The sequence below is a fragment of the Pseudomonas sp. NPDC086251 genome (assembly GCF_044746405.1).
Classification (GTDB): Bacteria; Pseudomonadota; Gammaproteobacteria; order Pseudomonadales; family Pseudomonadaceae; genus Aquipseudomonas.
Map to the genome: position 1 here is coordinate 26,943 of NZ_JBIVBY010000021.1, position 25,028 is coordinate 51,970.

The following is a 25,028-nucleotide window of genomic DNA, read 5'->3' on the forward strand; positions in this document are numbered from 1 at the left end:
CTCAAAGGAGCGGTTCTTTATTTCGTGATCGCGATTACCCAAACAACCAATACCCCAACAACGTCAGCACCACCACCGCCAACACCGGCCGCAGCACGCGGTAGGCCTTGGGGTTGCGACGTTTCCACTGTTTGACCACGCCGCTGAATTTATCGCTGGAGTTCTTGCTCCAGGCATAGGCCTGGTTGATTCCGCCAACGCGTTCATCATCAAGGTTCTGCGGCGCAGTCGCGCGGCCCAGACAGCCACTGATCCAGCGGTTGATCCGAGTCATGACGCGGTTGCTCAGCGGTCGTTCAATGTCGCAGAACAGGATGACCCGGGTCTTGTCGGTTTCGTTCTTGACCCAATGCACGTAGGTCTCGTCGAACATCACGTCTTCGCCATCACGCCAGGCGTAGACCTGACCGTCGACAAAAATGCGGCAATCATCAGAGTTCGGCGTCGACAGCCCCAGGTGATAACGCAGGGAACCGGCAAACGGGTCGCGGTGCGGGTTGAGGTGACTGCCGCCCGGTAGCAGCGCGAACATCGCGCCCTTGACGTTGGGAATGCTGCTGACCAGTGCCACGGTTTTCGGGCACAGGGCTGCGGCCGATGGCAGGGGTTTGTCGTACCACTTGAGGTAGAAGCGCTTCCAGCCTTTCTTGAAAAACGAGCCAAAACCGGCGTCGTTGTTCTTTTCGGCGGCGCGAATGTAGCCCTCGTCGAACAGGTGCATCGCTTCGTCGCGGATGACTTCCCAATTGTCCTTGAGCACGTCCAGTTCCGGGAACTTGCTGCGGTCCAGGTAGGGTTTGGACGGTACGCCGGAGAACAGGTACATCAACGCGTTGTAAGGCGCGAACAGCGCCGAATGGTTGACGAACTGACGCAGGACCGGCAATCGCGCCTTGCCGCGTAGATGAACATAGAGAGTGCTGCCGAGGAACAGCAGCAACAGCGACGCCTTCGCGGCAAAGGAAAAGGTCATCCACAACTCCTTGAGAATAAACAACTCTGCACAACGCCATTTACCCGACGTGGCGGCCGGCCATGATAAACATTACCGGCTGCGGGAAAAACCCGCATAACTCAACATTCAGTGTTAAGAATTGCGCAATAAAGCACTTCTTAACATAAAGCACCTGAACAGGGGCTGACCTGAATCAGGTTATTCATTTTTCAGACTGTTGCGCGGCATTCGCGGGCAAGCCTCGCTCCTACAGAAGCGAGGCTTATTCGCCAGCCGAGCTGAGTGTTACTGGTGGTTCTCCTGTTCTGTAAACAGATCACTGAACAACATGCTCGACAGGTAACGCTCACCGGAGTCCGGCAGGATCACTACGATGGTCTTGCCCTGCATCTCCGGTGTTTCCGCCAGGCGTACGGCCACAGCCATGGCAGCGCCGCAGGAAATACCGCACAAAATCCCTTCTTCCTGCATCAAGCGCAGGGCCATGGTCTTGGATTCCTCATCGCTGACCAATTCGACCCGATCAACCATCGACAGGTCCAGGTTCTTCGGCACAAAACCGGCGCCGATGCCCTGGATCTTATGCGGGCTTGGCTTGATCTCTTCACCGGCCATCGCCTGGGTAATCACCGGCGATGCCGCTGGCTCCACCGCCACCGAGATGATCGGTTTGCCCTGGGTATTCTTGATATACCGCGAAACCCCGGTAATGGTTCCACCGGTTCCGACACCGGCCACCAACACATCCACAGCACCGTCGGTGTCGTTCCAGATTTCCGGGCCGGTGGTTTTTTCGTGAATGGCCGGGTTGGCCGGGTTTTCAAACTGCGACGGCATGAAGTAGATCGTCGGATCGCTGGCGACAATTTCACCCGCCTTTTCGATCGCGCCTTTCATGCCTTTGGCCGGCTCGGTCAGCACCAGTTCGGCGCCAAGTGCTTTGAGTACCTTGCGTCGCTCGATGCTCATGGACGACGGCATGGTCAACATCAGTTTGTAGCCCCGAGCAGCCGCCACGAAGGCCAAGCCAATCCCGGTATTGCCGGAAGTCGGTTCGACGATGGTCATGCCAGGCTTGAGTTTGCCGGTGCTTTCAGCGTCCCAGATCATGCTCGCGCCGATCCGGCACTTGACTGAGTATCCGGGGTTACGCCCTTCGATCTTGGCCAGGATGGTAACGCCGCGCGGCGCGATGCGATTGATCTGCACCAGCGGTGTATTGCCAATGGAATGGGCGTTGTCAGCGAAAATACGGCTCATGGCTGGGTCCTTATACAGCGTTGAATAAGGTCCCCACGGTATGCCTGTTGCCCGTGGGCGTCCAGTCGGGTCGAACGTCCGCTGAACGCCGCAGTCAATGGCTTTACATAGCCGGAGAACTGCCACCATGAAGCGTCGATACAGTTGGCCCCTGTGGAACCTCGCGGGCCTCGTCGTGCTGCTGGTTGCCCTGCACGTCGCCCTGCCCTACATGGTGCGCAACTACCTGAACGAAAAACTGGCAGACATGGGCGACTACCGTGGCCAGATCACCGACGTCGACCTGGCGCTGTGGCGCGGCGCCTACAAAATCAATGGGCTGAAAATCGTCAAGGTCGATGGCAAGGTTCCGGTGCCCTTCGTCAATGCGCCGCTGATCGACCTCTCGGTCAGTTGGCACTCGCTCTGGTATGACCATGCGGTGGTGGCCGAGGTGCAGTTCATCAAACCCGAGGTGAACTTCGTCGACGGCGGGGCTAACAAACAGAATTCCCAGACCGGTCGAGGCACCGACTGGCGCGCGCAATTGGGCAAGTTGCTGCCGATCACCCTCAACGAAGTACGCATTGACGACGGCAAGATCAGCTTTCGAAATTTCAACTCCAAACCGCCCGTGAATATGAACGCGACCCAGGTCAACGCCAGTATTTTCAACCTGACCAACGTGGTCGACACTAAAGGCAAGCGTGACGCTCGCTTCGAAGGCAAGGCGCTGCTGCTGGGGCACGCGCCCTTGGAAACCACCGCGACCTTCGATCCGCTGAGCAATTTCGAAGACTTCGAATTCCGCCTGCGGGCCAAGGACATCGAACTCAAGCGCATGAACGACTTCGCCTCGGCGTATGGCAAGTTCGACTTCAACGCCGGACACGGTGACGTGGTGATTGAGGCGCAGGCCAAAAAAGCTAAATTAACCGGTTACATCAAACCTCTGCTGAAAGACGTAGACGTGTTCAATTGGCAACAGGACGTGGAAAACAAGGACAAAGGGCTGTTCCGCTCCATTTGGGAGGCCATCGTCGGTGGCGGCGAAACCGTGCTGAAAAACCAGGGCAAAAACCAGTTTGCAACCCGCGTTGAACTGAGCGGTAACGTGCATCAACAAGATATCAGCGCGTTCCAGGCGTTTTTGCAGATTTTACGCAATGGTTTCATCCAGGCGTTCAATGCCCGCTATGAACGGCCAAAACCGGAGGCCGGTTAAGGTTTGCGCGTGACGGTGTAGCGACCGGTGTCTTCCGCCGCCCGTGCCGGGTTCGCTTGCTGCTGCAGGAAGTCCCAGCCCAGGCAGGCCAGCGCCAACGATCGGGGCACGGCTTCACGACCACTGCTGTAGCGGGTAATGCTCCGGGCACTGACACCCAGCGCCTCGGCGGCCTGATTGAGCGGTAAGCCGGTGCGAGCACGCCAGTCGATGAAGATCCGGGTGTTTTCGTCCGAGGCGTTTTGCGCGAGCGCATCCAGATACAGGGTGTCGGCGCCAATCTGGATGTCCCGTTCAGGCCACTCGACACACCAACCCTCATCGCCCAGGGTTGCACGGTTGAAAGCATGATCCACAAGTAAGGGTTGCAACCCTGGAAAGGCGTGCAAATCGCGACTCAAATCGAGCGTCAGCTGCTGACCGTCGATAAAAGTCAGGGCAAGGCGGTAATCCGGCAATGCCTGCACGGCCGACAGCCGTGGGCGCTTCATGGGTAACATCGTTTCCAATCCTCCAGCAATTGCGCCTGATGGGCCCTGACCCACTCCAGCGCTTCCTTGATAATCAGTGGCGGCGCCTTGCCCACCATCACAGTGATGGTTTCCAGGCTGAGCATCACGTCGAGCCCACCCCCAGTGAGGTGGACATGGGGCGGCGGATGATCCTTCTCGCGCAACTGAATGCGATACGTATCTCGAAATCGATATTTAGTAGACATGCCCGGCAAGCTATCGCCAATATGGCGATAGCTCAATACTGGCCAGCCGCCGAGACTGAGTCAAGATGTGACGCCCCATTCAGAGACTGAATAAGCCGTCTGCGTTCACAGTCGACCGGGCACCGCGTTATAGTCGGGTACTACAACTTATTGCGCCCCGCCCTGCCTCGTTCAGGTCGGCGTTACCGTTCGAGGATTAGCAGATGAAGTTCGAAGGCACCCAGGCCTACGTCGCCACCGATGACCTGAAGCTGGCGGTCAACGCCGCCATCACTCTGGAACGTCCATTGCTGGTCAAGGGCGAACCGGGCACCGGCAAGACCATGCTCGCCGAGCAACTGGCCGAGTCCTTTGGCGCGAAGCTGATCACCTGGCATATCAAGTCCACCACCAAGGCGCATCAGGGCCTGTACGAGTACGACGCGGTCAGCCGTCTGCGCGACTCGCAACTGGGCACCGAAAAGGTCCACGACGTTCGCAACTACCTGAAAAAGGGCAAGCTCTGGGAAGCCTTCGAATCCGAAGAGCGAGTCATCCTGCTGATCGATGAAATCGACAAGGCCGACATCGAGTTCCCGAACGACCTGCTGCAAGAACTCGACAAGATGGAGTTCTACGTTTACGAGATCGACGAGACCATCAAGGCCAAGAAACGCCCGATCATCATCATTACCTCCAACAACGAGAAAGAGCTGCCGGACGCCTTCCTGCGCCGTTGCTTCTTCCACTACATCGCCTTCCCGGATCGCGTCACGATGCAGCGGATCGTCGACGTGCATTACCCGAACATCAAGAAAGACCTGGTCAGCGAAGCGCTGGACGTGTTCTTCGACGTGCGCAAGGTCCCGGGCCTGAAAAAGAAGCCATCGACCTCCGAACTGGTGGACTGGCTGAAACTGCTGATGGCCGACAACATCGGCGAAGCGGTGCTGCGCGAACGCGATCCGACCAAGGCCATTCCGCCACTGGCTGGTGCCCTGGTGAAGAACGAACAAGACGTGCAATTGCTTGAGCGCCTGGCGTTCATGAGCCGTCGCGGCACTCGCTGAGCCCTGATCAACAAGTCGAGGCTAACGCCATGCTGCTCAACCTGTTCAATGAAATGCGCGCCGCCAAGGTACCGGTCTCGGTGCGCGAGCTGCTGGACCTGATCAACGCGCTGAAACAGCGCGTGACCTTCGCCGACATGGACGAGTTTTATTACCTGTCCCGGGCGATTCTGGTGAAGGACGAAAAGCATTTCGACAAATTCGACCGGGCCTTTGGAGCCTACTTCAATGGCCTGGAAAAGCTCGACGATCACCTCCAGGCGCTGATCCCGGAGGACTGGCTGCGCAAGGAATTCGAACGTTCCCTGACCGACGAAGAGCGGGCAGCGATCCAGTCCCTGGGCGGTCTGGACAAACTGATCGAAGAATTCAAGAAACGCCTGGAAGAACAAAAAGAACGCCATGCCGGCGGCAACAAATGGATTGGCACTGGCGGCACCAGCCCGTTCGGCTCCGGTGGCTTCAACCCTGAAGGCATTCGGGTTGGCGATGCCGGCAAGCGCCAGGGCAAAGCGGTCAAGGTCTGGGATCAACGCGAGTACAAGAACCTCGACGACTCGGTCGAGCTGGGCACGCGCAATATCAAGGTCGCTCTGCGGCGATTGCGCAAATTCGCCCGCCAGGGGGCGGCGGAAGAGCTGGACATCGATGGCACCATCGACCATACCGCCAAGGATGCCGGCCTGCTGAACATCCAGATGCGACCGGAGCGGCGCAACACCGTCAAGCTGTTGCTGCTGTTCGACATCGGCGGCTCGATGGACGCCCACGTGAAAATCTGCGAGGAATTGTTCTCGGCCTGCAAGACCGAGTTCAAGCACCTGGAGTACTTCTACTTCCACAACTTTATTTATGAATCGGTGTGGAAGAACAACATGCGCCGCACGTCGGAGCGCACGTCGACCCAGGACCTGCTGCACAAGTATGGCGCCGACTACAAAGTGATTTTCATCGGTGACGCCGCCATGGCGCCCTACGAAATCACCCAGGCCGGCGGTAGTGTCGAGCACTGGAACGAAGAAGCCGGTTACGTGTGGATGCAGCGTTTCAAGGAGAAGTACAAGAAGCTCATCTGGATCAATCCGTACCCGAAAGATACGTGGGGTTATACGTCTTCGACCAATATCGTCAGGGACTTGATTGATGACCAGATGTACCCGCTGACGTTGCGGGGGTTGGAGGAAGGGATGCGGTTTCTTTCCAAATAGAGATTATCGTTGTTTGTACTGCCGCCTTCGCGAGCAAGCCCGCTCCCACACTTGATCTCGGTCGTGCACATATATTGTGTTCACTAGAGATCAAATGTGGGAGCGGGCTTGCTCGCGAAGCTTTTAACGGTTCAAAAACCGACGCAAATATTTGACGTGTCCGCGATGCGCCACCTCCTGCACCACCGGTTTCAACCGCACCGTGGCCCCCGGCAGACACTGCGCCAGCCGCGCCAACGCCAACGGCGTCAACGCCCCCAATCGCGGATAGCCGCCGATGGTCTGCCGATCATTGAGCAACACAATCGGCTGCCCATCCGGCGGTACCTGCACCGCGCCCAGCGGGATGCCTTCGGAAATCATTGGTTTGCCCTGGTACTGCAACGCCGTTCCCAGCAAACGAATGCCCATCCGGTCGGCCCGGCTGTCGAGGGTCCAGGCATTGTTGAACGCGTCGAACAAACTCTGGCCACTGAACTCGCCGATTTGCGCACCGAGCACAAGGTCAAGCGGCGCATCCAGTTTGAAATTCGGTACATGCTCGAGCGGCAATTCCCGCAGCAACAACAACGCGCTGCCCGAATAGCTCAGTGACGCGCCTTTGGCCAACGCCCGGCCCAGGCCATCCAAGCCACCCAGTTCCTCACGGACCACCGTCGCGCTGCTGCCCAATACCTTGGGCGCATCAAATCCGCCCGGCGCGGCCAGGTAAGCCCGAGCGCCGAGCAACGGCTGAGTGAACTGCAATCGCTGGCCCTTGTTCAGCCTGAAACTGCGCCATGGCGCCAACGCTTCACCATCCACCAGCGCGCCCAGATCCGCCCCGGCCAGCGCCAGCACGCAATCGTCCTCGGCCACCACGGTGAACCCGCCGAGGGTGATTTCGATCACCGGCGCATCCAGCCCATTGCCCAGCAGCCAATTGGCCCAGGACATCGACCGCCAATCCAGCCCGCCGCCCTGAGTCACGCCCAAGTGCCGCACGCCGAAACGGCCCGCGTCCTGCAACAGGCACAGCGGCGTACTGGCTTCAATCGATAGACGGCTCATGCCTGCGCCTCCAGTGGTGTGTCGTCACCGCCCAGGTTGATGAACTCGGCGTGGCTGACCGCTTCGAAGCGCACCGTGTCGCCCGGTTGCATCAGGCTGTAGCCGTCGCGTTCGCGGTCGAACAGTTTGGCCGGTGTGCGGCCGATCAGGTTCCAGCCGCCGGGAGAGACCACCGGATAAGCCGCGGTCTGGCGTTCGGCGATGCCGACACTGCCGGCAGCGACCTTTTTGCGCGGGGTATTCAGGCGCGGCGCGGCGAGTACTTCCTCCACCAGCCCCATGAAGGCAAAACCCGGCGCGAAGCCCAACGCGAACACCTGATACTCACGTTCGCTGTGGCGGCGGATCACCTCCTCCACCGATAGCCCGCTGCGCTTGGACAACAGGCTCAATTCCGGGCCGACGCTCAAGTCGTACCAGACCGGCAGCACATGGCATCTGCCGCCAGTGCTGGCGTTCGGCGACAGATCGATCAAGGCTGCGGCGATTAATTCCCGGGCTTGGGACGGATTCAGCGCAGTCAGATCGTAATGCACCATTAACGTCGTATAGGACGGCACCAGATCGATCAGATGCCCGGCGAACGCCGCACGCAGACTTTCGCTGGCCGCGAGCATCCACGGCATGTTGGCCTCGGCAATCTCATCGAACAGACGCACCATCAGGCAATCCAGCGCGACCACTTCCACCCGCAGTTTCATAGCGCGCTCTGCTGGTTCAAGGCGTCACGGATACGCCGCACGGCGGCGACCGAACTCGCGTTGTCGCCGTGGACGCACAGGGTATTGGCCTGCAAGTGCAAGGGGCTGCCATCGCTGGCGATCAGATCGCCGCCACGGGCAATGGTCAGTGCCTGCTGAATGATTGTCTCGGGATCGTGATGCACCGCCCCCGGCAATTGCCGCGAGACGAGCATGCCGGCGCTGTCGTAAGCGCGATCGGCGAAGGCTTCGAACCACAGGGTCACGCCGTATTCGTCGCCCATTTGCTGGGCGGCGCTGTTGTCGCGAGTGGCCATCAGCATCAGCGGCAATTGCCGGTCGTAGGACGCTACGGCCTGCAGCACTGCGCGCAATTGCGCCGGGTTGGCCATCATGTCGTTGTACATCGCACCGTGGGGTTTGACGTAACTCAGGCTTCCGCCCTGGGCCCGGCAGATGCCGTCGAGGGCGCCGATCTGGTAATGCAGAATGTCTTGAAGTTCCTGGGCGGTGTAGGCCATGGAACGCCGGCCGAAGCCCACCAGGTCTTGATAGGCCGGATGCGCGCCGATCTGCACGCCATTGCTCAGGGCCAGGCTGACCGTCTTGCGCATGATGCTCGGGTCGCCAGCGTGGAAGCCGCAGGCGATGTTGGCGCAATCGATGTAGGGCATGACCTCGGCGTCCAGACCCATGGTCCAGTTGCCAAAGCTTTCGCCGATGTCGCAGTTCAATAGCAGGCGGCTCATGCTGAACACTCCTGTAGGCATATTGTTTTTTTACTGCCGGGCAGATACCCCGCAGATTATCAGTTACTCGGCGTCCAGTTGCTTGCCACGGGTTTCCGGCAGGCTCAGCGCCGCGAGAATGACCACCCCGTAGGAAACCGCCGCGAAAGCACCGATGCCCACACTCAATGGCACTTTCTGGCTGAGCAAACCGATCAGCAGCGGGAACAACGCCGCCAGCGCCCGGCCGATGTTGTAGCAGAAGCCCTGGCCCGAGCCGCGAATCCGCGTTGGAAACAGCTCGGTCAAAAACGCGCCCATGCCGCTGAAAATACCCGAAGCGAAGAAACCCAGCGGAAAGCCCAGCCAGAGCATCACAGCGTTGCTGACCGGCAATTGGGTGTAGAGCAGAACGATGGTGAACGAGCCGACCGCGAACAAAATGAAGTTCTTCTTACGGCCAAGGATGTCAGTCAAATACGCGCTGATGACATAGCCGACGTAGGAACCGACAATCACCATCGCCAGGTATCCGCCCGTGCCGAGTACGCTCAAGCCGCGTTCGTTCTTCAGAAAAGTCGGCAGCCAGGACGTGATTGCGTAGTAGCCGCCCAGTGCGCCGGTGGTCAGCACCGAAGCGCGGATCGTGGTGAAGAGGATGCCGGGGGCGAAGATCTCGTAGAACTTCGCCGGGTTGCTCGGTTCCTGTTTGGCTTTGGCTTCGCGATAAATCTCAGGGTCTTTGACCAGACGACGCACGAAGATCACGAAAATCGCCGGAACGATGCCGAGAATGAACAGTGCGCGCCAGGCGTCTTCCGGCGGCATGATCGAAAACAGCAGCGCATACAGAATCGCCGTAAGCCCCCAACCCAGCGCCCAACCCGATTGCACCATGCCCACCGCTTTGCCGCGGTCCTTGGCGCGAATCACCTCGCCCATCAGCACCGCACCAGCGGTCCATTCACCGCCGAAACCGAAGCCCATCAAGGTGCGGCTGATCAGCAATTGCTCGTAGTTCTGGGCGAAGCCACACAAAAACGTGAAGAAGGCGAACCACAGTACGGTGAGTTGCAAGGTGCGTACGCGGCCGATGCGGTCGGAGAGAATCCCCGCCACCCAGCCGCCGATGGCCGAGGCAATCAGGGTGCTGGTGTGGATCAACCCGGCTTCACCGGTGGTGATGCCCCACATGGCAATCAGGGTCGGCACCACGAAGCTGAGCATCTGGGTGTCCATGCCGTCCAGGCCATAGCCGATCTTGCAGCTCCAGAACGTGCGGCGTTCCTGCTGATTGATGTTGCGATACCAGTCGAAAGGTCCCGGGCGGGCCGTGGCTTTCGGGATGGCTGTGGTGTCGGGCGCACTCATGGCAAATCTCCGCGCTGATTTTATTGGTATTGTTCTGAGCCCCGACGACGCCTATCGTGGGAACCGGATGCGTCGATTTTTGGGCGCCCGGCCCTGCTGCGTCCAACTAATAAAAACCCGGCCCAGGCATAAGAAAAGTTGATCGCATGAACCTGAAGTTTCTCGAGACCTTCGTCTGGGTCGCCCGACTCAAGAGTTTCCGCCTCACCGCAGACAAACTCTTCACCACCCAGGCATCGATTTCCAGCCGCATCGCGGTGCTCGAAAGCGAGCTCGGCGTGAAGCTGTTCCTGCGCGATTCACGCGGTGTGAGCCTGACACCCGAAGGCTTGAAAGTGCTCGAATACGCCGAGCAGATGATGGACACCATGCAAGCCCTCAAGCAGTCGATCGAGACCCGTTCGAGCAAGGTCGGGCGCGTGCGGATCGGCGTCATGGACACGGTGATTCACACCTGGCTGAGCCCGTTGGTGGCGCAGATGATGGATCACTATCCCCTGGTGGAAATCGAGCTGGTGGCCGATACCTCGCTCAACCTCTGCGATCAACTGCAAAAAGGCTTTCTCGACCTGATCCTGCAAACCGACCTGCTGCGTCAGGAAAGCGTGCGCAGCCTGGAACTGGCCAGCCATCCCATGGGCTGGATCGTGGCCAGTAATTCGATCTACAACCGTGAGTATTCGGGCATCGCTGACCTGGCTCGGGAACGGATCATTACGTACTCGAAAAACTCCCATCCACATCAGGAAGTTCTCGCCCTGATGCAGGCCGGTGGCGTGATGGCGCCACGGCTGAACTGCGTGAATTCGGTGTCGGCGATTACCCGCCTGCTGCGGGACGGTTTTGGTATCGGCGCGTTGCCGCCGGTGCTGGTGGCCGAGGAACTGGCGCGGGGCGAATTGACCTTGCTGGCGATCGATCAACGGCCGCCGAATTTACAGGTGGTGGTGTCATGGCGCACGGGCGTGGAGTGGGTCGAGGAGATTGTTGCGTTGTGCCAGCAAGTGCTGAAGGGGTATGCGCGCAAGGTAGGTGAAAGCTACATCGTCCTGGCCTGATACACCGCAGCCCTTGTAGGAGCGAGGCTTGCCCGCGAAGGCGGCGTGTCTGCAACATTAATGTCGACTGACACGCCGCCTTCGCGGGCAAGCCTCGCTCCTACAGGAAGCGGCGATCTTTTGATCTTTTTTCTTACAACCCCCGCACATCGCGATCTTCGATCGGCCGGCTCTGGCGCAGGCGTTTGCCGCCCAGCACCACCCAGTCGATCAATCGGAACAGGCACTCGATGCCGAACGACAGCAGCAACGCGCCACTCATGCCCCAGATCATCGCTTCCGGCGTCAGCAGGATCTGGTAGCTGTAGCCGTTCCAGGTTTCCTTGCGGATATCCGGGTCGGCGGCCAGGGCCACTTGCAGGAAGCGGATGTACCACGGGCCCTGCATGGCCTGGAATTGCTTGTCGAGGGCGATCTGACGGGTGAGCAAGGTGCTCAGGCTGTCGGCATCGCTGCGGAAAATCGGATCTTCACTGGCGCGGTAATGGGCCACCAACGCCTGCATGTCACCCTTGAAAAACTGATTGGCCGTGCCCTGAAAACCACTCAAAGAGGTCTGCGCTTCAATCAAATGCGCTTCGACCCGCTTGGCGTAATCGCTGATGAATCCCGGCACCTGGACACCGATCAACAGGCCCGCGGCGAACAACACCAGCCGTAGATAACTGAGCAACATGGGGCAGAGTCCTTATTCGGTCTTGCCCTGGCTGACGCATTCGCCGCGTCGCCAGAGGCTCCATTGGCCCGGTTCGTACCGGGTCCAGGTTTCGTTTTCAGTCAGGGGTTCGGTGGCGATCACCGTGACCACATCGTTGGGCGTGGTTTCGGCCTGGAAGTCGACGATCACATCGACATCCTTCAAGCGCGCCGGGCCGAACGGCGCGCGACGGGTGATCTGCGCCAATTTGGTCGAGCAATAGCAGAACAGCCAATCGCCATCGCTGAGCAGGCAGTTGAACACGCCTTTGCTGCGGTATTCGGCGCAGGCGGCCACCAGCCCCGGCAGCAGCGCTTCGATCTCGACCGGTTCGGGGAACTCGGCGCGTACCCGGTTGAGCAAATCGCAGAACGCCGCTTCGCTGTCGGTATCGCCGACCGGGCGATAGAAACGCTTTATCGGTTCAAAATCCGCGAGCTGGCCGTTGTGGGCGAAACACCAGTTGCGCCCCCACAGTTCGCGCACGAACGGGTGAGTGTTGGACAGGCAGACCTTGCCGACGTTGGCCTGGCGGATGTGGCCGATCACCACTTCGCTCTTGATCGGGTAGCGCTGCACCAGGTTCGCCACTTCCGACTCGCTGCTCGCGGCCGGGTCCTGGAACAGTCGCAGGCCACGGCCTTCATAGAAAGCGATGCCCCAACCGTCACGGTGCGGCCCGGTGCGCCCACCTCGCTGCATCAGCCCGGTGAAGCTGAACACGATATCGGTCGGCACATTGGCGCTCATGCCCAACAATTCACACATGTTCGGACTCTCGATTCAAGGCAAGGGGCAAGGTTACAACCGTGGTTCTACGCGCATACGCTGAGGGTTGCTCGGCACCGGTGGACGACCGTAGCGATCATCACCGGCACCGCCAAAGGGTTGATCGTCTTCAGGTTCGTCGACCTGGGCCGCAGCCTTGGCGGCAGCCGCCTGTTCCTTGCGAGCCCGGGACGCGCGCTCGATCGGGAAACGGATCGCCACGAACACCAGGTAAATGCCGAAGGCGATCATGCCGTACATCAACAGGTCGGAAATCGCCCGCCAGGCGTTGTTGCCGACCTTGAAGGCAAGGTCCAGGGTCGTAATGGCGATGGCCGGGGCAACTTTTTCCTTGACCGGGTCGATGATGGTCGGGCTGAACAGCAACACGGCCATCAGCAGCCGCAGCGGCTCACGCAGCCAACGCCACATCCAGCGGGTCAAGCGCATCCACACCAACAGGCAGCCCAAAGCGGCAAAGGCGTAGAGGCCCCAAGCGATCAGATAGTCGTTCTCGGTCATGGTGTCCATGGCAAGGCAGGCAAAGAGGCGCTTATAGTAACGACTTTTCGCACATCAGGCTTGCCCATGTGGGAGCGAGCCCGCTCGCGAAAGCGGTGGATCAGCAAACATTGATGTTGAATGTGCTGACCCCTTCGCGAGCAGGCTCCCTCCCACAGGTTGCGAAGCCCTCTATTCCGTACATTGTTCGAGAGCACTTCATGCCCCTATCCGCCAACGTTTCCGACGCACCCATTGCCCACAAGGCTGAAGGTTCTGACCCGTATGCCTGGCTGCAGGAGCGCGACACCCCTGCGGTACTCGACTACCTGAACGCTGAAAACCGCTACCAGGAGGCGCAAACCGCCGATCAGGCCGAACTGCGCGAAACCCTGTTCGAAGAGATCAAGGGCCGGATTCTCGAAACCGACCTGTCGCTGCCCTCCCCGTGGGGCCCGTACCTGTATTACACGCGCACCACCGCCGGTGACGAATACGCTCGTCACTATCGCTGCCCGCGCCCGGCCGACGACAGCCTGCAGCTCGACGAGCGCCAGGAACAACTGCTGCTGGACCCGAACGAACTGGCCAAGGGCGGTTTTTTCTCCCTCGGCGCCTTCAGCATCAGCCCCGACCACCAGCGCCTGGCCTACAGCCTCGACACCACCGGCGATGAGATTTACACGCTGTTCGTGAAGGAGTTGTCCAGCGGCCGTGTCAGCGAACTGGAATTCCAGGACTGCGACGGCAGCATGACCTGGGCCAATGACAGCCTGACGCTGTTTTTCGGCGAACTGGACGACACCCACCGCCCGCACAAACTGTTCCGCTATCGGCTGGACGGCACGGCGGCCGAAGAGGTGTTCCATGAGACCGACGGTCGCTTCTTCATGCATTGCTACCGCTCGAGTTCGGAGCAGCAACTGCTGTTGTCCGTGGGCAGCAAGACCACCAGCGAAGTCTGGGTCCTCGACGCGTTTCAGCCGCAACAGGCCTTTACCTGCATCGCGCCGAGGGTTGAGGACCACGAGTATGACGTCGACCACGGCGCCCTCGACGGCGCATGGACCTGGTTCATTCGCACCAACCGCGACGGCATCAACTTCGCCTTGTACACGGCGGTCGACACCGGCGCCGCGCCGACCGAAGCCGACTGGCAGAACCTGATCCCGCACAGCACCACAACGATGATCGAAGGCATGAGCCTGAATACCGGGGCCATGACCCTGAGCCTGCGTGAAGGCGGCTTGCCGATCATCGAAGTCTACCCGCAAGACCTGCCGAGCTACCGTGTGCAACTGCCGGACGCGGCCTACAGCCTGCACGTGCAGAACAGTCTGGAATTCGTCAGCGACAAGATCCGCTTGCGTTATGAGGCGTTGAACCGGCCGGCGCAAATCCGCCAACTTGAGCTGGGCAGCGGCGAGCAAAAAGTTCTCAAGGAAACCCCGGTGCTCGGCCCGTTCGATGCCGACGCCTACGTCAGCCAGCGCCTCTGGGCGACTGCGCCGGACGGTACGCAAGTGCCGATCAGCCTGGTGGTCAAACGTGAAGCCCTGGGAAAACCGACACCGCTTTATCTGTACGGCTACGGCGCCTACGGCGAAAGCCTCGACCCATGGTTCTCCCACGCCCGCCTCAGTTTGCTGGATCGCGGCGTGGCGTTTGCCATCGCCCACGTGCGTGGCGGCGGTGAACTCGGCGAAGCCTGGTACCGCGCCGGCAAGCAGGAACACAAGCACAATACGTTCAGCGACTTCATTGCCTGCGCCGAACACCTGATCGCCAACGGTTTCACCACCTCGAAGCAACTGGCGATCAGCGGCGGCAGCGCCGGTGGATTGTTGATCGGTGCGGTGCTCAATCAGCGTCCGGAGCTGTTCGCGGCGGCGATTGCCGAAGTGCCGTTCGTCGATGTGCTCAATACCATGCTCGACCCGGACCTGCCGCTGACCGTCACCGAATACGACGAATGGGGCAATCCTGAAGAGCCGGACGTGTATGAGCGGATCAAGGCCTACGCCCCGTACGAAAACGTCACCGCGCAGGCGTATCCGGCCACGCTGGTGATCGCCGGCTATAACGACAGTCGCGTGCAGTATTGGGAAGCGGCGAAGTGGGTAGCCAAATTGCGCGCAACCAAAACCGACAACAATCCGCTGCTGCTCAAGACCGAATTGGGTGCCGGGCATGGCGGGATGAGCGGTCGTTATCAGGGATTACGTGACGTAGCACTCGAATACGCATTTGTTTTCAAGGTTCTGGGCATCGCCTGAGGAACTTGGCCCGGCGTCCCGGTCTTAAGACCTGACACCGGGCCAACACTACCCCTGTAGGAGCGAGGCTTGCCCGCGAAGAGGCCGCAACATTCAATATCAATGTCGGCAGTAATATCGCCTTCGCGGGCAAGCCTCGCTCCTACAGGGGGTTTGTATGTTCCGGAAAACAGACACAACAATAAAGACCGCACGACATGTCAGAACCGACCTTACTGAACAACGAAATTCGCGACTGGCTGATGGACTGCGGCCTGTTCGATCAACTGCTGCCCGCCGACTTCGCCGCCGCATCCGGCTACTTCAGCATCAGCACCATTGCCCAGGGCGAAGAGATCTTTCACGAGGGCGATGCCGGCAGCTTCATGTGCATCATCCACACCGGCCAGGTGGCGGTGCAGAAAACCAGCAGTGACGGGCAATTGGTCACCATGGCGACCCTGCGCAGCGGTCGCGCGTTCGGCGAAATGGCCGTGCTCGACGGCGAACGACGCTCGGCCAGTTGCGTGGCCGCCAGCCACTGTCAGTTGCTGAACCTGGGCAAGGACTCACTGGAAAAGATGCTCAACGACGCACCGAAAATCGCCGCCAAGATCATCCGCGCCCTCGCCGTTTCCCTCTCCAGGCGCTTGCGCATGGCCGATGGGCAACTGCTCTTGCAGCAGATTTAACCGCCTGGCGATTTATTTTTTGTGCCGTTCGGCTCAATTCCCGGCACCGGCTGGTCCTTGGTCGGCGGGCTGGGCATTTCGATCGGCACCAACGGCGGGCCACCACTGCCGGCGCCGGCTTTGGGCAATGGCGCAGGGCTGATTTGTGGGTACGGGGTGGGCGTCGCAGTGCCGGGCGAACCGGGCATCGGCTGGGGACTGGTCGGTATGGTTTGCAGCTCCTGGGCCTGCACTGCAGTTATCGAGAGCGCGGCCAAGGCAATGACCGTTAGAATGGTGCGCTTCATCAATGGCTCCGTTAGCCTTGTTGTCTGTTTGCAGGCTACTCCCAACTGCCTCCATTTGCCTTCCCTTATGCCCATTCTTCTCAAGAGAGCTCCATGAAACGTTTCGTTCTGCTCGACACCGCTCCCATTCCTGAAAACGGCGGTGCCCTGTGCCTGTTCGAATACGGCGATGATTTCGTCATCAAGATTCAGGGCGGCGACGGCGGGCAGTTGATGAACACCCGCATGCACGGCTCCGAAGATGCTCTGGCCGAGATCCCGTGCCGCAAGGTGGCCGGTCGGCCAAACTCGCGGGTGCTGATCGGCGGCCTGGGCATGGGCTTCACTCTCGCCTCGGCCCTCAAGCATCTGGGCAAGACCGCTGAAGTGGTGGTCGCCGAGCTGGTGCCGGGCGTGGTGGAGTGGAACCGCGGGCCGCTGGGCGAAAAAGCCGGGAACCCGTTGCTCGACAAGCGCACGGTGATCCGCATGGAAGACGTGGCCCATGTGCTGCAAGCCGAGCCGCAAGGGTTCGATGCGATCATGCTCGACGTCGACAACGGCCCCGAAGGCCTGACCCAGAAGGCCAACAGCTGGCTTTACTCCGCCGGTGGCCTGAGCGCCTGCGCCAAGGCCCTGCGGCCCAAGGGTGTGCTGGCGGTCTGGTCGGCCAGCGCCGACCGGCAGTTTTCCGACAAACTGAAAAAGGCCGGCTTCAAGGCTGAGGAAGTCCAGGTCTTCGCCCATGGCAACAAGGGCACCCGCCACACCATCTGGATTGCCGAGAAGCTCAAGGGCTGAGCTAAACTCTGTTCATAACCGTCATTAGTCTTTTTACAAAGGTGAACCCATGAGTTCGTCAACGCCCCCGACCAACACGTCGAAACTGGACCGCATCCTCGCCGACAATCAGCGCGACAAGGAAATGGGTTACCGCGACAAGGCCCTGAAGATGTACCCGCACGTGTGCGGCCGCTGCGCCCGTGAGTTCTCCGGCAAGCGCCTGAGCGAGCTGACCGTGCACCACCGCGACCACAACCACGACAACAACCCGCAGGACGGCTCGAACTGGGAATTGTTGTGCTTGTATTGCCACGACAACGAACACTCGCGGTATACCGATCAGCAGTATTTTGACGAGGGTTCGCTGAGCAGCCCGAAAATCGCCAAGGCGACGCATAACCCGTTTGCGGCGTTGGCGGGGTTGATGAAGAAGGACGACTGAAGATCTTCAGCGCCTCGATTGGCCCCTTCGCGAGCAAGCCCGCTCCCACATTTGATCTGCGGTGTACACACTTCTAATGTGGGAGCGGGCTTGCTCGCGAAGGCGGCCGCCCAGACACCACCAATCTACAATCTGACCGCCCTCGCCCAATCCCCGTATAATTGCCGTTTTTTCCCCGAAGGCACCCCGCTCGTGGCAGACAAACGGTACAGCTGCATTGGTTTGTATAACCCCAAATCACCGGAAAACGTCGGTTCGGTGATGCGCGCCGCTGGCTGTTATGGCGTGGCGTCGGTGTTTTACACCGGCAAGCGTTATGAACGCGCCGCCGACTTCGTCACCGACACCAAGCGTGTCCACTACGACATTCCGCTGATCGGCATCGATGACCTGAAAAAAATCCTGCCATTGGGCTGCGTCCCGGTCGCCGTGGAACTGGTCGACGGCGCCCGCTCCCTGCCGGAATACACTCATCCCGATCGCGCGTTGTACATCTTCGGCCCGGAAGACGGCTCGCTGGATAAAGAGATCCGCGACTGGTGCGAAGACGTGGTCTACATCCCGACCACCGGCTGCATGAACCTGGCAGCCACCGTCAACGTCGTGCTCTACGACCGCATGTCCAAAGGACTCAACACCCGTTCTGGCGCGAAATTCCGCTGAAACGCTGCACATTCGATGGAACAAGCCGCCCGCCTCGGCAGTCAGCTTAATTATCTATTCTTGAAGCAGACCTTCCCGTCAGGAGACAGATCATGAGCGAACTCAAACGCGTAGAACGCATCGAATCCACCCCGTTCCAGACTCATCCCGACCAGAACGTCCACGGTTGGGAGCGCATCGGCTCCCTCGCCGGTGGCGTGGTCATGGTCGGCAAAGGCCTGCGCCGTGGCGGTGTGTTCGGCTTGATTCAAGTGGCGATCGGCGGTGTGGCACTGGCGCGCGGTATTACCGGGCACAGTTCGGCCAAGAGCCTGCTGGAGAAAAGCCGTCAGGACATGAACAACGTGCGGGCGAAGATTCAGCGTGCCGGGGAAGAGTTGAACAAATTGAAGGCAAATGCCGAGGCGGCGACCAATACCGCTACCGTGACGGGCAATGATTCTTTGACGTCGCCCAAGACCGGGGTTTGATCCGAAGGCTCCTTCGCGGGCAAGCCTCGCTCCTACAGGGGATGTGTCGATTTCGAAACGACATATCCCCTGTAGGAGCGAGGCTTGCCCGCGAAAGCGGTATTACTGAAGCAACTCGGTATCCAACACTTTGGAAGACTCGCCAATAACGCTGTCCGCGAGCTGCACGAATTCCTTGGTATTTACACTTCCCAAATGCATCACCCCACGCAACACATCATCCAGCGAGCGCTTGTTGCGGGTCTTCAGGCGAATCTCGCGATCCAGTTCCTGTAGCAACACCACCGCTTTCGCCACCTGCGCGGGGCTGACCTGCTCGCCACGCAACGTCGTGACTTTCTGGCTGTCCTTGACCAGCTTGCCGTGCAGGTTTTCATAGCGCTCATCACTCATGCCGCCCGCGCGGCGCACCAGTTCGATGGCGTAATACTCGGCAAACCCTTCGCTGATCCAGTCGCTGCGCTGCTGGTCGTTGATCCGCCCGAACACCTGGGCCAATTCGCGCACCAACACACTGGTGCCGCTTTCACTGACCAACGGCAAACGCGTGTTCAGATAGATCGATTCGCGCGCCGCCAGGCTGCCGCGCCACATCGGGTCGTTGGCGCCGACAATCAGCAGTTTGGCCGGATGACGGGGGAACACCTCTTGCACGTGCGGCCAGACAAACGTCAGCAGCGTCAGCACATCCATGCGGCGCATGCCCTGGCCCTGAGGCGAGGCGACGGTAACCTCGGTTTCCCCGAGTCGAGTACGCCGGGTGCCGAGATGGCCGGCGAGCATCCAGCCCGTAGGCCGGTCGAACAGTCGCGAAACGTTGTCGATGCGGAACTTGTTCTTGCCGATTCGCGGCCAGGCGGTCTCGACGCTTTTCCAGCCGCTGGGCAATTCGAATTCAAGCCGTGAGACCAACTCGATGCCGTCCTGCTGATCGAGTTTGGCCGCCGGCACCAGATCGTCGCCGCGCATCAACGCCCAGGTCGGGGTCATGCGCGTGTCGAAGCTGCCGCTCTTGCGCCCGTGGCTGATGCGCACGCGGTAAGTCAGGCTGGCCTTGTCGGCGGCCGGACGCCAGACACCTCGGGTTGCTTTGCCCGGCGTGAACTGCCATTCCCCGTCGGCCTTGAAGTCGCTGTAGTGGCTGCCGTCGCCGAGGTCGAAATCCAGGCTGCGCACCGCCGAGCCCTGGGCCAGGGTCAGACGCACTTCCGCCTGATCGCTTTGCGGCAACAGGCGCACGTGGTAATCCAGATCGACTTTCTTCGCCGCCCACACGGACGAACTCAGGGCCAACCATCCAACGGCCAACGCCAGCCGCAATCCCACAGCCATACACACTCCTTCGTGAAACGTTAAATCGCCGGGCGTTTAACCCGCCCGGAAAATCAGATGATCTTCCCAATCGTCTTCCGGCACGCTGCCTTCGGCAAGCATTCGCCCGGACTGGGAGATACGTTCGTGATGCACCGCATCGCGATCACCGCACACCAGATGGTGCCAGAGCGGCAAGTCCTTGCCTTCGCTGACCAGTCGATAACCGCAGGTCGGCGGCAGCCATTTGAACTCATCGGCCTTGCCCGGTGTGAGCTGGATGCAGTCCGGCACGAAGTCACGGCGGTTGGGGTAATCGCTGCACTGGCAGGTTTTCAGGTCCAGCAGTTTGCAGGCGATGCGCGTGTAATAGACGCTGTTGTCGTCTTCGTCTTCGAGCTTTTGCAGGCAGCAGAGGCCACAGCCGTCGCACAGCGATTCCCATTCCTCCGGATCGAGTTGATCGAGGGTTTTGCGCATCCAGAACGGTTCGACTTTGGCGACCATGGTTCAACATCGACATCAGGTGGTGAAAAGGCCGCCAGTCTAGTGCCCGCAGCCTCCTGGGCCAAGCATTGGCGACTGCCGGTAGAACGGCACTTGTCAGTTCTTGCGCCGCCAAGTAGCTTTGCCAGTCGCAAGGAGCCAAGCCTGCGTGCCATTAACGCTCAACCGCGTTGCATTCAGGTAAATTGCCACGGCTCTCGAAAAACCTCATCGCTCAGCTCAACTGCGCCCGCAGGTTTCAAACGCCCTTCCCTTTCAAACGTAGCAAGGAATCGATTGATGAGTGCTAATCCACGCGTTGCCGACTATGCCATCCACCCGCAATTCACCGATCGCTGGTCGCCCCGCGCCTTCACCGGCGAAACCATTCCCGAGGAAACCCTGCTGAGCGTCTTCGAAGCCGCACGCTGGGCGCCATCGGCCTACAACTCGCAGCCTTGGCGGTTTCTCTACGCGCGTCGCGACACGCCGAACTGGGAGCGTTACCTGGGCTTGTTGAACGAATTCAACCGCAGTTGGGCGCAACACGCCTCGGCACTGGTGATCGTGGTATCGAAAACCACGTTCGCGGTGCCTGGCGCCACTGAAGAAACCCCGGCCCTGTGGCACACCTTCGACACCGGTTCGGCCTGGGGCCATCTGGCGCTGCAAGCGAGCATCAGCGGCTGGCACACCCACGGCATGGCCGGTTTCGATCAGGAATTGACCCGCAAGGAGCTGAACATTCCTGAAGGCTACGCGCTGCACGCGGCAGTGGCGATCGGCAAACTGGGCGACAAGTCGACGCTGGCGGATTACCTGCAAGCGCGGGAAGAGCCAAGCCCGCGTCGTCCGTTGAGCGAGTTGGCGGCTGAAGGCGACTTCACCCTTTAAGCCCCACCACAAAACCAATGTGGGAGCGGGCTTGCTCGCGAAGGCGATGTGTCAGTCGATACTAATGGTGACTGACACATCGCCTTCGCGAGCAAGCCCGCTCCCACATTTAATCTTTGGTGTACACAAATAATGTGTTTACCGCAGATCCAATTTGATTGCGGTGGACTCAATACCCGCGATTGAAATCCACTTCTCCGCGCAACGCTTCACCCGCCTGATACGCCCGCAGGTTCTCGACAAACAGTTTCACCATCATCGATGGCGAAGTCGGTGCCGAGCTGTGGCCGGTCAGCAGCAAGCCCCAGGCGGTCCAGAACGGATGGCGTTGCGGCAACGGCTCCTGACGGCAGACGTCGATCACGGCGCCGGCCAGATGACCTTCTTTCAAGGCCTCCACCAGGTCCGCATCGACCACCGCCACACCGCGTCCGACGTTGATGAACAACCCGGTCGGCTTGAACTGCTTGAACAGCGCCGCGTCGTACAGGTCATGCGTGTTCGGCGTATTGGGCAGCAGATTGATCACGTAATCCACTTCACCCACCAAACGCGGCAGGTCGGCCAATGCGCCGACTTCGACAAACGGTGCCTGCTCGCGGGCTTCGCTGGCGATGCCGTATAACTCGACGCCAAACGGCACCAGGAACTGCGCCACGGTCTGGCCGATATCACCGGTGCCAACGATCAACACTTTGCGCCCGGCCAGGCTTTGGCCCTGGCGGCTGTCCCACTTGCGCTCGACCTGGCTGACCAGGCGTGGCAGCACTTCGCGCTCGTGGCCGAGCATGTAGGTCAGCACGTATTCGGCCATGACCTGACCGAAAATCCCCACCGCCCGGGTCAGGCGATAGTGGCGTGGCAAGCCGTCGGCCAGCAGCGGCGTGATGCCGGCCCAGGTCGATTGCAGCCATTGCGGCTCGTGGCCCTGACGCAGCAGGGTCGCCAGCAGGTCCGGCTGGCCGAGCCAGATCGGACAATCAGCCGCCTGGCTGGCCAGTTCGGCGGAATCACCACTGGTCAGCACTTCCAGCTCAGGCGCTGCCTGACGCAACAGTTGGGCGTACACAGGGTGGTCGTGTTCAGCAATCAGAACGCGCATGGCTCAAACCTTTCAAAAGCAGTGCAGACGGTCACCGACGGAGTACTGCTCCATCGTCGCGACCGTCGCCAAATATCATTCCAGTGTTTCACAAAGGCTCTGAACAGAACCTGACTAGCGATCACATCGGGTCGTTGCGGCGCAGCAATTCTTCCGGCAAGTGCTCGATGTACTCGTCTTCGGCCGGTGGCATTTGCAAGTGATAGCCCTGCTTTTCAAGGTTCTCCAGGACCACGGTGATGTCCTCGCGCGACAGTTTGCGCTCGGGGGTCAACACTAGGTCGAAAGCGTGATGAGGTTTGCCGAAGGCCGCCATCAGACTGTCCGGGACGCGTTCCAGTGCATCGCTTTTGAGCACATAGAGGTACATCTCGTTTTTCTTCAGGCTTCGGTAGATGGAGCAAATACGTTTCAAGGCTGTTCTCCGGCGGTGGCCAGGCTGTCGAGCAGCGCCTGGCCCATCAATTCGCGGCGCCAGCCACGCAGCGAATCAGGCAATTGGTAAGGACCATTGGGGTAGCCGCTCTTGAGCAGCGCTTCCAGGGTTTTCTTGCGCAGCATCAGCTCCGGCGCAATGTTCAGGCGCTCGGCTTCGGCCTGGCCGATCGCGCGCAGTTGCTTGACCAGCGTGGCGGCATCGACCGGCAATGGCTCCGGTACGGCTGGCGGCCATTGATCTGGCGACACACTGCCAGAGCGCTTGATCAGATCAAGCAGAAATTCGCCGTCCTGACGCACGGTACGCGGGTGCATGTCTTCGATTTTCGCCAACGCGCCGAGGTTGTCCGGCTGCGTCCGCGCCAGCGGCCACAGGGAATGCTCACGGACGATGCGATTGCGCGGCAGATCACGGGCACGGGCCTCGCGCTCGCGCCAGGCACAGAGTTCACGCAGCACGGCGAGTTGAGCGCGGGACAGCTTCCAGGCCAGTTTGGCGTCGCGATAGACCTCGTACGGGTCGACCTCACGGCGCAGGTTGGCCACCAGCTCGGCGCCGTCTTCCAGGACCCAGGCGTATTTGTCGTCAGACAGCTTCGGACGCAGCTGTACGAAAACTTCCGCCAGGTGCAAGGCATCTTCGGCGGCGTAGCTGATCTGGGTGTCGGACAGCGGGCGTTGCAGCCAGTCGGAGCGGGTTTCGCCCTTCGGCAGGTCGATACCGAGCACTTCCTGCACCAGCCGCGAATAACCCATGGAGAAACCGAGGTTCAGGTAAGCCGCGGCCAGTTGGGTGTCGAACAACGGTGCCGGCAGGCTGCCGGTCAGGCGCAGCAGGACTTCGAGGTCTTCGCTGCACGCGTGTAAAACTTTGACCACGGCCGGGTTTTCCAGCAGCGCGGACAACGGCTGCCAGTTATCGATGGTCAGTGGATCAATCAGGTAAGCGCGTACGCCATCGCCGATCTGCAGCAAACCTGCAATCGGATAAAAGGTGTCGACCCGCATGAATTCGGTGTCGAGGGCAACGTAGGGCAGCTGCTGCCACTCGGCGCAAAACTGACCGAGGCTATCGTTGTCGCGAATCCAGTGAATATCGATGGCCACACGGCTCTCCCTTGAAGAATGGCGCGCAGTATATATCGCCCCCGGCGATTTCCGCGCATCCACTGAACAAGAGCTTTAGCGAAAATGCCGGCCAGATAGCAAGAAATGTCTGACAAAGGGAGGTTAGCTGGCCTTACGCAGTACATAGACGCGCATCCGCGCGCAGCCCGGCAGGAAATCCTGATAGCTGATCACACGCAAACCCGCCTGCTTGAACTCGGCTTCCACTTCGGCTTTGCTGACCAACTGACGGGGCGCAGCGCCGTCTGTGTGGGTGCGCCGCCGTTTGAAATGAGCATCGACCCGTGCCGCGACAATCACCGTATCGCGACTGACCCGGCGGAATTCGCCCAGCATCGCCAGACGATGCTCGGGGCTGGCGATGTGTTGAAACAGTTGCATGCAAAAAATGCAGTCGACGGCGTTGGCGGACAAGCCGATGGTGAATGCGGAGCTCTGAAAGGTCTTGACCCGCTGCAACAGGTTCTGCGGATGGTGGGTCTGGGCGTGATTGAGCATGTCCTGGGACGGATCGGTCGCCAGAATCACCCGGTTCGCATGCTCGGCCAGTACCGGCCAGAAGCGCCCGACACCGCACGCGACATCGAGAATAAGCCCCGGCTCGCCGGCCACCTTGAGCGCATTGCGCACCAGTTGCTCGTCACGCCAGAACGTCAGGCGCCCAGCCAGGCCACGCGGTTGCGGCTGCAGACAGACGCGGGCGTGTTCCTGATCGTAGCGCCGGGCGAACTCAAGCTCGATGGCGGATGGCGGCTGAGCGGACATGTGCAAGGGCTCTTGGTGGAAACGTTACCGGCCGCAGGTTAGCGGCCGGTGCGTGAAAAAAAGGT

29 protein-coding genes are annotated in these 25,028 nt (G+C 60.2%); 11 read left to right on the forward strand and 18 right to left on the reverse strand.

The window, feature by feature from the left end; genetic code table 11:
- Window positions 1-34: 34 nt before the first annotated feature.
- Complete coding sequence (locus tag ACIPL2_RS22835) at window positions 35-973, reverse strand: aspartyl/asparaginyl beta-hydroxylase domain-containing protein (protein ID WP_401359991.1); 939 nt, start codon at window positions 971-973, stop codon at window positions 35-37.
- Between the two features lie 267 nt (window positions 974-1,240).
- On the reverse strand, window positions 1,241-2,215 hold the full coding sequence (cysK, locus tag ACIPL2_RS22840) for a cysteine synthase A (protein ID WP_401359993.1): 975 nt from the start codon (window positions 2,213-2,215) through the stop codon (window positions 1,241-1,243).
- A 127-nt stretch (window positions 2,216-2,342) separates the two neighbouring features.
- Here cysK and ACIPL2_RS22845 point away from each other — a divergent pair, with 127 nt between their 5' ends.
- On the forward strand, window positions 2,343-3,419 hold the full coding sequence (locus ACIPL2_RS22845; RefSeq protein WP_401359995.1) for a DUF748 domain-containing protein: 1,077 nt from the start codon (window positions 2,343-2,345) through the stop codon (window positions 3,417-3,419).
- On the opposite strand, the gene ACIPL2_RS22850 is transcribed toward ACIPL2_RS22845, so the two are convergent.
- Together ACIPL2_RS22850 and ACIPL2_RS22855 are read right to left on the reverse strand one after the other, a co-directional pair.
- Window positions 3,416-3,919 carry a DUF2442 domain-containing protein gene (locus tag ACIPL2_RS22850; RefSeq protein ID WP_401359997.1) on the reverse strand — a complete coding sequence of 168 codons (504 nt, stop codon included), beginning with the start codon at window positions 3,917-3,919 and terminating at the stop codon, window positions 3,416-3,418. The genes ACIPL2_RS22845 and ACIPL2_RS22850 overlap by 4 nt on opposite strands.
- Window positions 3,907-4,137 (reverse strand): DUF4160 domain-containing protein, encoded by a 231-nt coding sequence (locus tag ACIPL2_RS22855; RefSeq protein ID WP_401359999.1) that lies wholly within the window; start codon window positions 4,135-4,137, stop codon window positions 3,907-3,909. Before ACIPL2_RS22855 ends, ACIPL2_RS22850 begins: the two co-directional genes overlap by 13 nt.
- Window positions 4,138-4,340: 203 nt before the next feature.
- Here ACIPL2_RS22855 and ACIPL2_RS22860 point away from each other — a divergent pair, with 203 nt between their 5' ends.
- Together ACIPL2_RS22860 and ACIPL2_RS22865 are read left to right on the forward strand one after the other, a co-directional pair.
- Complete coding sequence (locus ACIPL2_RS22860; RefSeq protein ID WP_007898718.1) at window positions 4,341-5,186, forward strand: MoxR family ATPase; 846 nt, start codon at window positions 4,341-4,343, stop codon at window positions 5,184-5,186.
- Window positions 5,187-5,215: 29 nt separating this feature from the next.
- On the forward strand, window positions 5,216-6,394 hold the full coding sequence (locus tag ACIPL2_RS22865) for a VWA domain-containing protein (RefSeq protein ID WP_027925858.1): 1,179 nt from the start codon (window positions 5,216-5,218) through the stop codon (window positions 6,392-6,394).
- Window positions 6,395-6,517: 123 nt separating this feature from the next.
- On the opposite strand, the gene ACIPL2_RS22870 is transcribed toward ACIPL2_RS22865, so the two are convergent.
- From ACIPL2_RS22870 to ACIPL2_RS22885, 4 genes are all read right to left on the reverse strand, one after another.
- Window positions 6,518-7,444, reverse strand: coding sequence for a biotin-dependent carboxyltransferase family protein (locus tag ACIPL2_RS22870; RefSeq protein ID WP_401360004.1), 927 nt, complete (start codon window positions 7,442-7,444; stop codon window positions 6,518-6,520).
- Window positions 7,441-8,145 (reverse strand): 5-oxoprolinase subunit PxpB, encoded by a 705-nt coding sequence (pxpB, locus tag ACIPL2_RS22875; RefSeq protein ID WP_401360006.1) that lies wholly within the window; start codon window positions 8,143-8,145, stop codon window positions 7,441-7,443. Before pxpB ends, ACIPL2_RS22870 begins: the two co-directional genes overlap by 4 nt.
- Window positions 8,142-8,894 carry a 5-oxoprolinase subunit PxpA gene (locus ACIPL2_RS22880; RefSeq protein ID WP_401360008.1) on the reverse strand — a complete coding sequence of 251 codons (753 nt, stop codon included), beginning with the start codon at window positions 8,892-8,894 and terminating at the stop codon, window positions 8,142-8,144. The genes pxpB and ACIPL2_RS22880 overlap by 4 nt, the downstream gene beginning before the upstream one ends.
- A 63-nt stretch (window positions 8,895-8,957) precedes the next feature.
- Window positions 8,958-10,244 (reverse strand): MFS transporter, encoded by a 1,287-nt coding sequence (locus tag ACIPL2_RS22885; RefSeq protein WP_401360011.1) that lies wholly within the window; start codon window positions 10,242-10,244, stop codon window positions 8,958-8,960.
- A 146-nt stretch (window positions 10,245-10,390) separates the two neighbouring features.
- Here ACIPL2_RS22885 and ACIPL2_RS22890 point away from each other — a divergent pair, with 146 nt between their 5' ends.
- Entirely contained in the window at window positions 10,391-11,302 is a 912-nt protein-coding gene (locus tag ACIPL2_RS22890) for a LysR family transcriptional regulator (RefSeq protein WP_401360013.1), read from the forward strand.
- 133 nt (window positions 11,303-11,435) lie between these two features.
- Here ACIPL2_RS22890 and ACIPL2_RS22895 read toward each other — a convergent pair whose 3' ends face one another.
- The 3 genes from ACIPL2_RS22895 to ACIPL2_RS22905 are packed head-to-tail and all read right to left on the reverse strand — an operon-like array spanning window position 11,436 to window position 13,298.
- A complete protein-coding gene (locus tag ACIPL2_RS22895) occupies window positions 11,436-11,978 on the reverse strand; it encodes a DUF2937 family protein (RefSeq protein WP_059403963.1) in 543 nt (180 codons plus the stop codon).
- Window positions 11,979-11,990: 12 nt separating this feature from the next.
- Complete coding sequence (locus tag ACIPL2_RS22900; RefSeq protein ID WP_401360017.1) at window positions 11,991-12,767, reverse strand: class II glutamine amidotransferase; 777 nt, start codon at window positions 12,765-12,767, stop codon at window positions 11,991-11,993.
- Window positions 12,768-12,800: 33 nt separating this feature from the next.
- Entirely contained in the window at window positions 12,801-13,298 is a 498-nt protein-coding gene (locus tag ACIPL2_RS22905) for an MFS transporter (protein ID WP_401360019.1), read from the reverse strand.
- Window positions 13,299-13,489: 191 nt separating this feature from the next.
- Here ACIPL2_RS22905 and ACIPL2_RS22910 point away from each other — a divergent pair, with 191 nt between their 5' ends.
- Together ACIPL2_RS22910 and ACIPL2_RS22915 are read left to right on the forward strand one after the other, a co-directional pair.
- The gene (locus ACIPL2_RS22910; RefSeq protein WP_401360022.1) at window positions 13,490-15,544 is read left to right on the forward strand and encodes a S9 family peptidase; all 2,055 of its coding nucleotides are present in this window, start codon (window positions 13,490-13,492) and stop codon (window positions 15,542-15,544) included.
- Window positions 15,545-15,741: 197 nt separating this feature from the next.
- Complete coding sequence (locus tag ACIPL2_RS22915; protein WP_401360024.1) at window positions 15,742-16,215, forward strand: cyclic nucleotide-binding domain-containing protein; 474 nt, start codon at window positions 15,742-15,744, stop codon at window positions 16,213-16,215.
- On the opposite strand, the gene ACIPL2_RS22920 is transcribed toward ACIPL2_RS22915, so the two are convergent.
- Complete coding sequence (locus tag ACIPL2_RS22920; protein WP_401360027.1) at window positions 16,212-16,502, reverse strand: hypothetical protein; 291 nt, start codon at window positions 16,500-16,502, stop codon at window positions 16,212-16,214. The genes ACIPL2_RS22915 and ACIPL2_RS22920 overlap by 4 nt on opposite strands.
- A gap of 93 nt (window positions 16,503-16,595) precedes the next feature.
- Between ACIPL2_RS22920 and ACIPL2_RS22925 the strand changes: the two genes are divergently transcribed.
- The 4 genes from ACIPL2_RS22925 to ACIPL2_RS22940 all read left to right on the forward strand — a co-directional run bounded on the left by ACIPL2_RS22925 (window position 16,596) and on the right by ACIPL2_RS22940 (window position 18,839).
- On the forward strand, window positions 16,596-17,282 hold the full coding sequence (locus tag ACIPL2_RS22925; RefSeq protein WP_401360030.1) for a spermidine synthase: 687 nt from the start codon (window positions 16,596-16,598) through the stop codon (window positions 17,280-17,282).
- Between the two features lie 49 nt (window positions 17,283-17,331).
- The gene (locus tag ACIPL2_RS22930) at window positions 17,332-17,706 is read left to right on the forward strand and encodes a YajD family HNH nuclease (protein WP_059406653.1); all 375 of its coding nucleotides are present in this window, start codon (window positions 17,332-17,334) and stop codon (window positions 17,704-17,706) included.
- A 192-nt stretch (window positions 17,707-17,898) separates the two neighbouring features.
- Complete coding sequence (locus ACIPL2_RS22935; RefSeq protein WP_007944014.1) at window positions 17,899-18,369, forward strand: RNA methyltransferase; 471 nt, start codon at window positions 17,899-17,901, stop codon at window positions 18,367-18,369.
- 92 nt (window positions 18,370-18,461) lie between these two features.
- Window positions 18,462-18,839 carry a DUF2892 domain-containing protein gene (locus ACIPL2_RS22940; RefSeq protein WP_401360035.1) on the forward strand — a complete coding sequence of 126 codons (378 nt, stop codon included), beginning with the start codon at window positions 18,462-18,464 and terminating at the stop codon, window positions 18,837-18,839.
- A 102-nt stretch (window positions 18,840-18,941) separates the two neighbouring features.
- Here the strand turns inward: ACIPL2_RS22940 and ACIPL2_RS22945 are convergent, their stop codons facing one another.
- Both ACIPL2_RS22945 and ACIPL2_RS22950 read right to left on the reverse strand, forming a co-directional pair.
- Window positions 18,942-20,171 (reverse strand): hypothetical protein, encoded by a 1,230-nt coding sequence (locus ACIPL2_RS22945; protein ID WP_401360038.1) that lies wholly within the window; start codon window positions 20,169-20,171, stop codon window positions 18,942-18,944.
- Window positions 20,172-20,207: 36 nt separating this feature from the next.
- Window positions 20,208-20,657 (reverse strand): YcgN family cysteine cluster protein, encoded by a 450-nt coding sequence (locus ACIPL2_RS22950; RefSeq protein ID WP_401360041.1) that lies wholly within the window; start codon window positions 20,655-20,657, stop codon window positions 20,208-20,210.
- Window positions 20,658-20,936: 279 nt separating this feature from the next.
- Here ACIPL2_RS22950 and ACIPL2_RS22955 point away from each other — a divergent pair, with 279 nt between their 5' ends.
- Window positions 20,937-21,530: a nitroreductase family protein gene (locus ACIPL2_RS22955; protein ID WP_401360043.1), complete on the forward strand. Its 594-nt coding sequence runs from the start codon at window positions 20,937-20,939 to the stop codon at window positions 21,528-21,530.
- A 169-nt stretch (window positions 21,531-21,699) separates the two neighbouring features.
- On the opposite strand, the gene ACIPL2_RS22960 is transcribed toward ACIPL2_RS22955, so the two are convergent.
- The 4 genes from ACIPL2_RS22960 to ACIPL2_RS22975 form a co-directional block, all read right to left on the reverse strand.
- Window positions 21,700-22,632 carry a D-2-hydroxyacid dehydrogenase gene (locus ACIPL2_RS22960; protein ID WP_401360045.1) on the reverse strand — a complete coding sequence of 311 codons (933 nt, stop codon included), beginning with the start codon at window positions 22,630-22,632 and terminating at the stop codon, window positions 21,700-21,702.
- A 121-nt stretch (window positions 22,633-22,753) separates the two neighbouring features.
- Entirely contained in the window at window positions 22,754-23,047 is a 294-nt protein-coding gene (locus ACIPL2_RS22965; protein WP_401360047.1) for a YcgL domain-containing protein, read from the reverse strand.
- Window positions 23,044-24,177 (reverse strand): ribonuclease D, encoded by a 1,134-nt coding sequence (rnd, locus tag ACIPL2_RS22970; RefSeq protein ID WP_401360050.1) that lies wholly within the window; start codon window positions 24,175-24,177, stop codon window positions 23,044-23,046. Before rnd ends, ACIPL2_RS22965 begins: the two co-directional genes overlap by 4 nt.
- Window positions 24,178-24,300: 123 nt before the next feature.
- Window positions 24,301-24,963 (reverse strand): class I SAM-dependent methyltransferase, encoded by a 663-nt coding sequence (locus tag ACIPL2_RS22975; protein WP_401360053.1) that lies wholly within the window; start codon window positions 24,961-24,963, stop codon window positions 24,301-24,303.
- Window positions 24,964-25,028 lie beyond the last annotated feature (65 nt).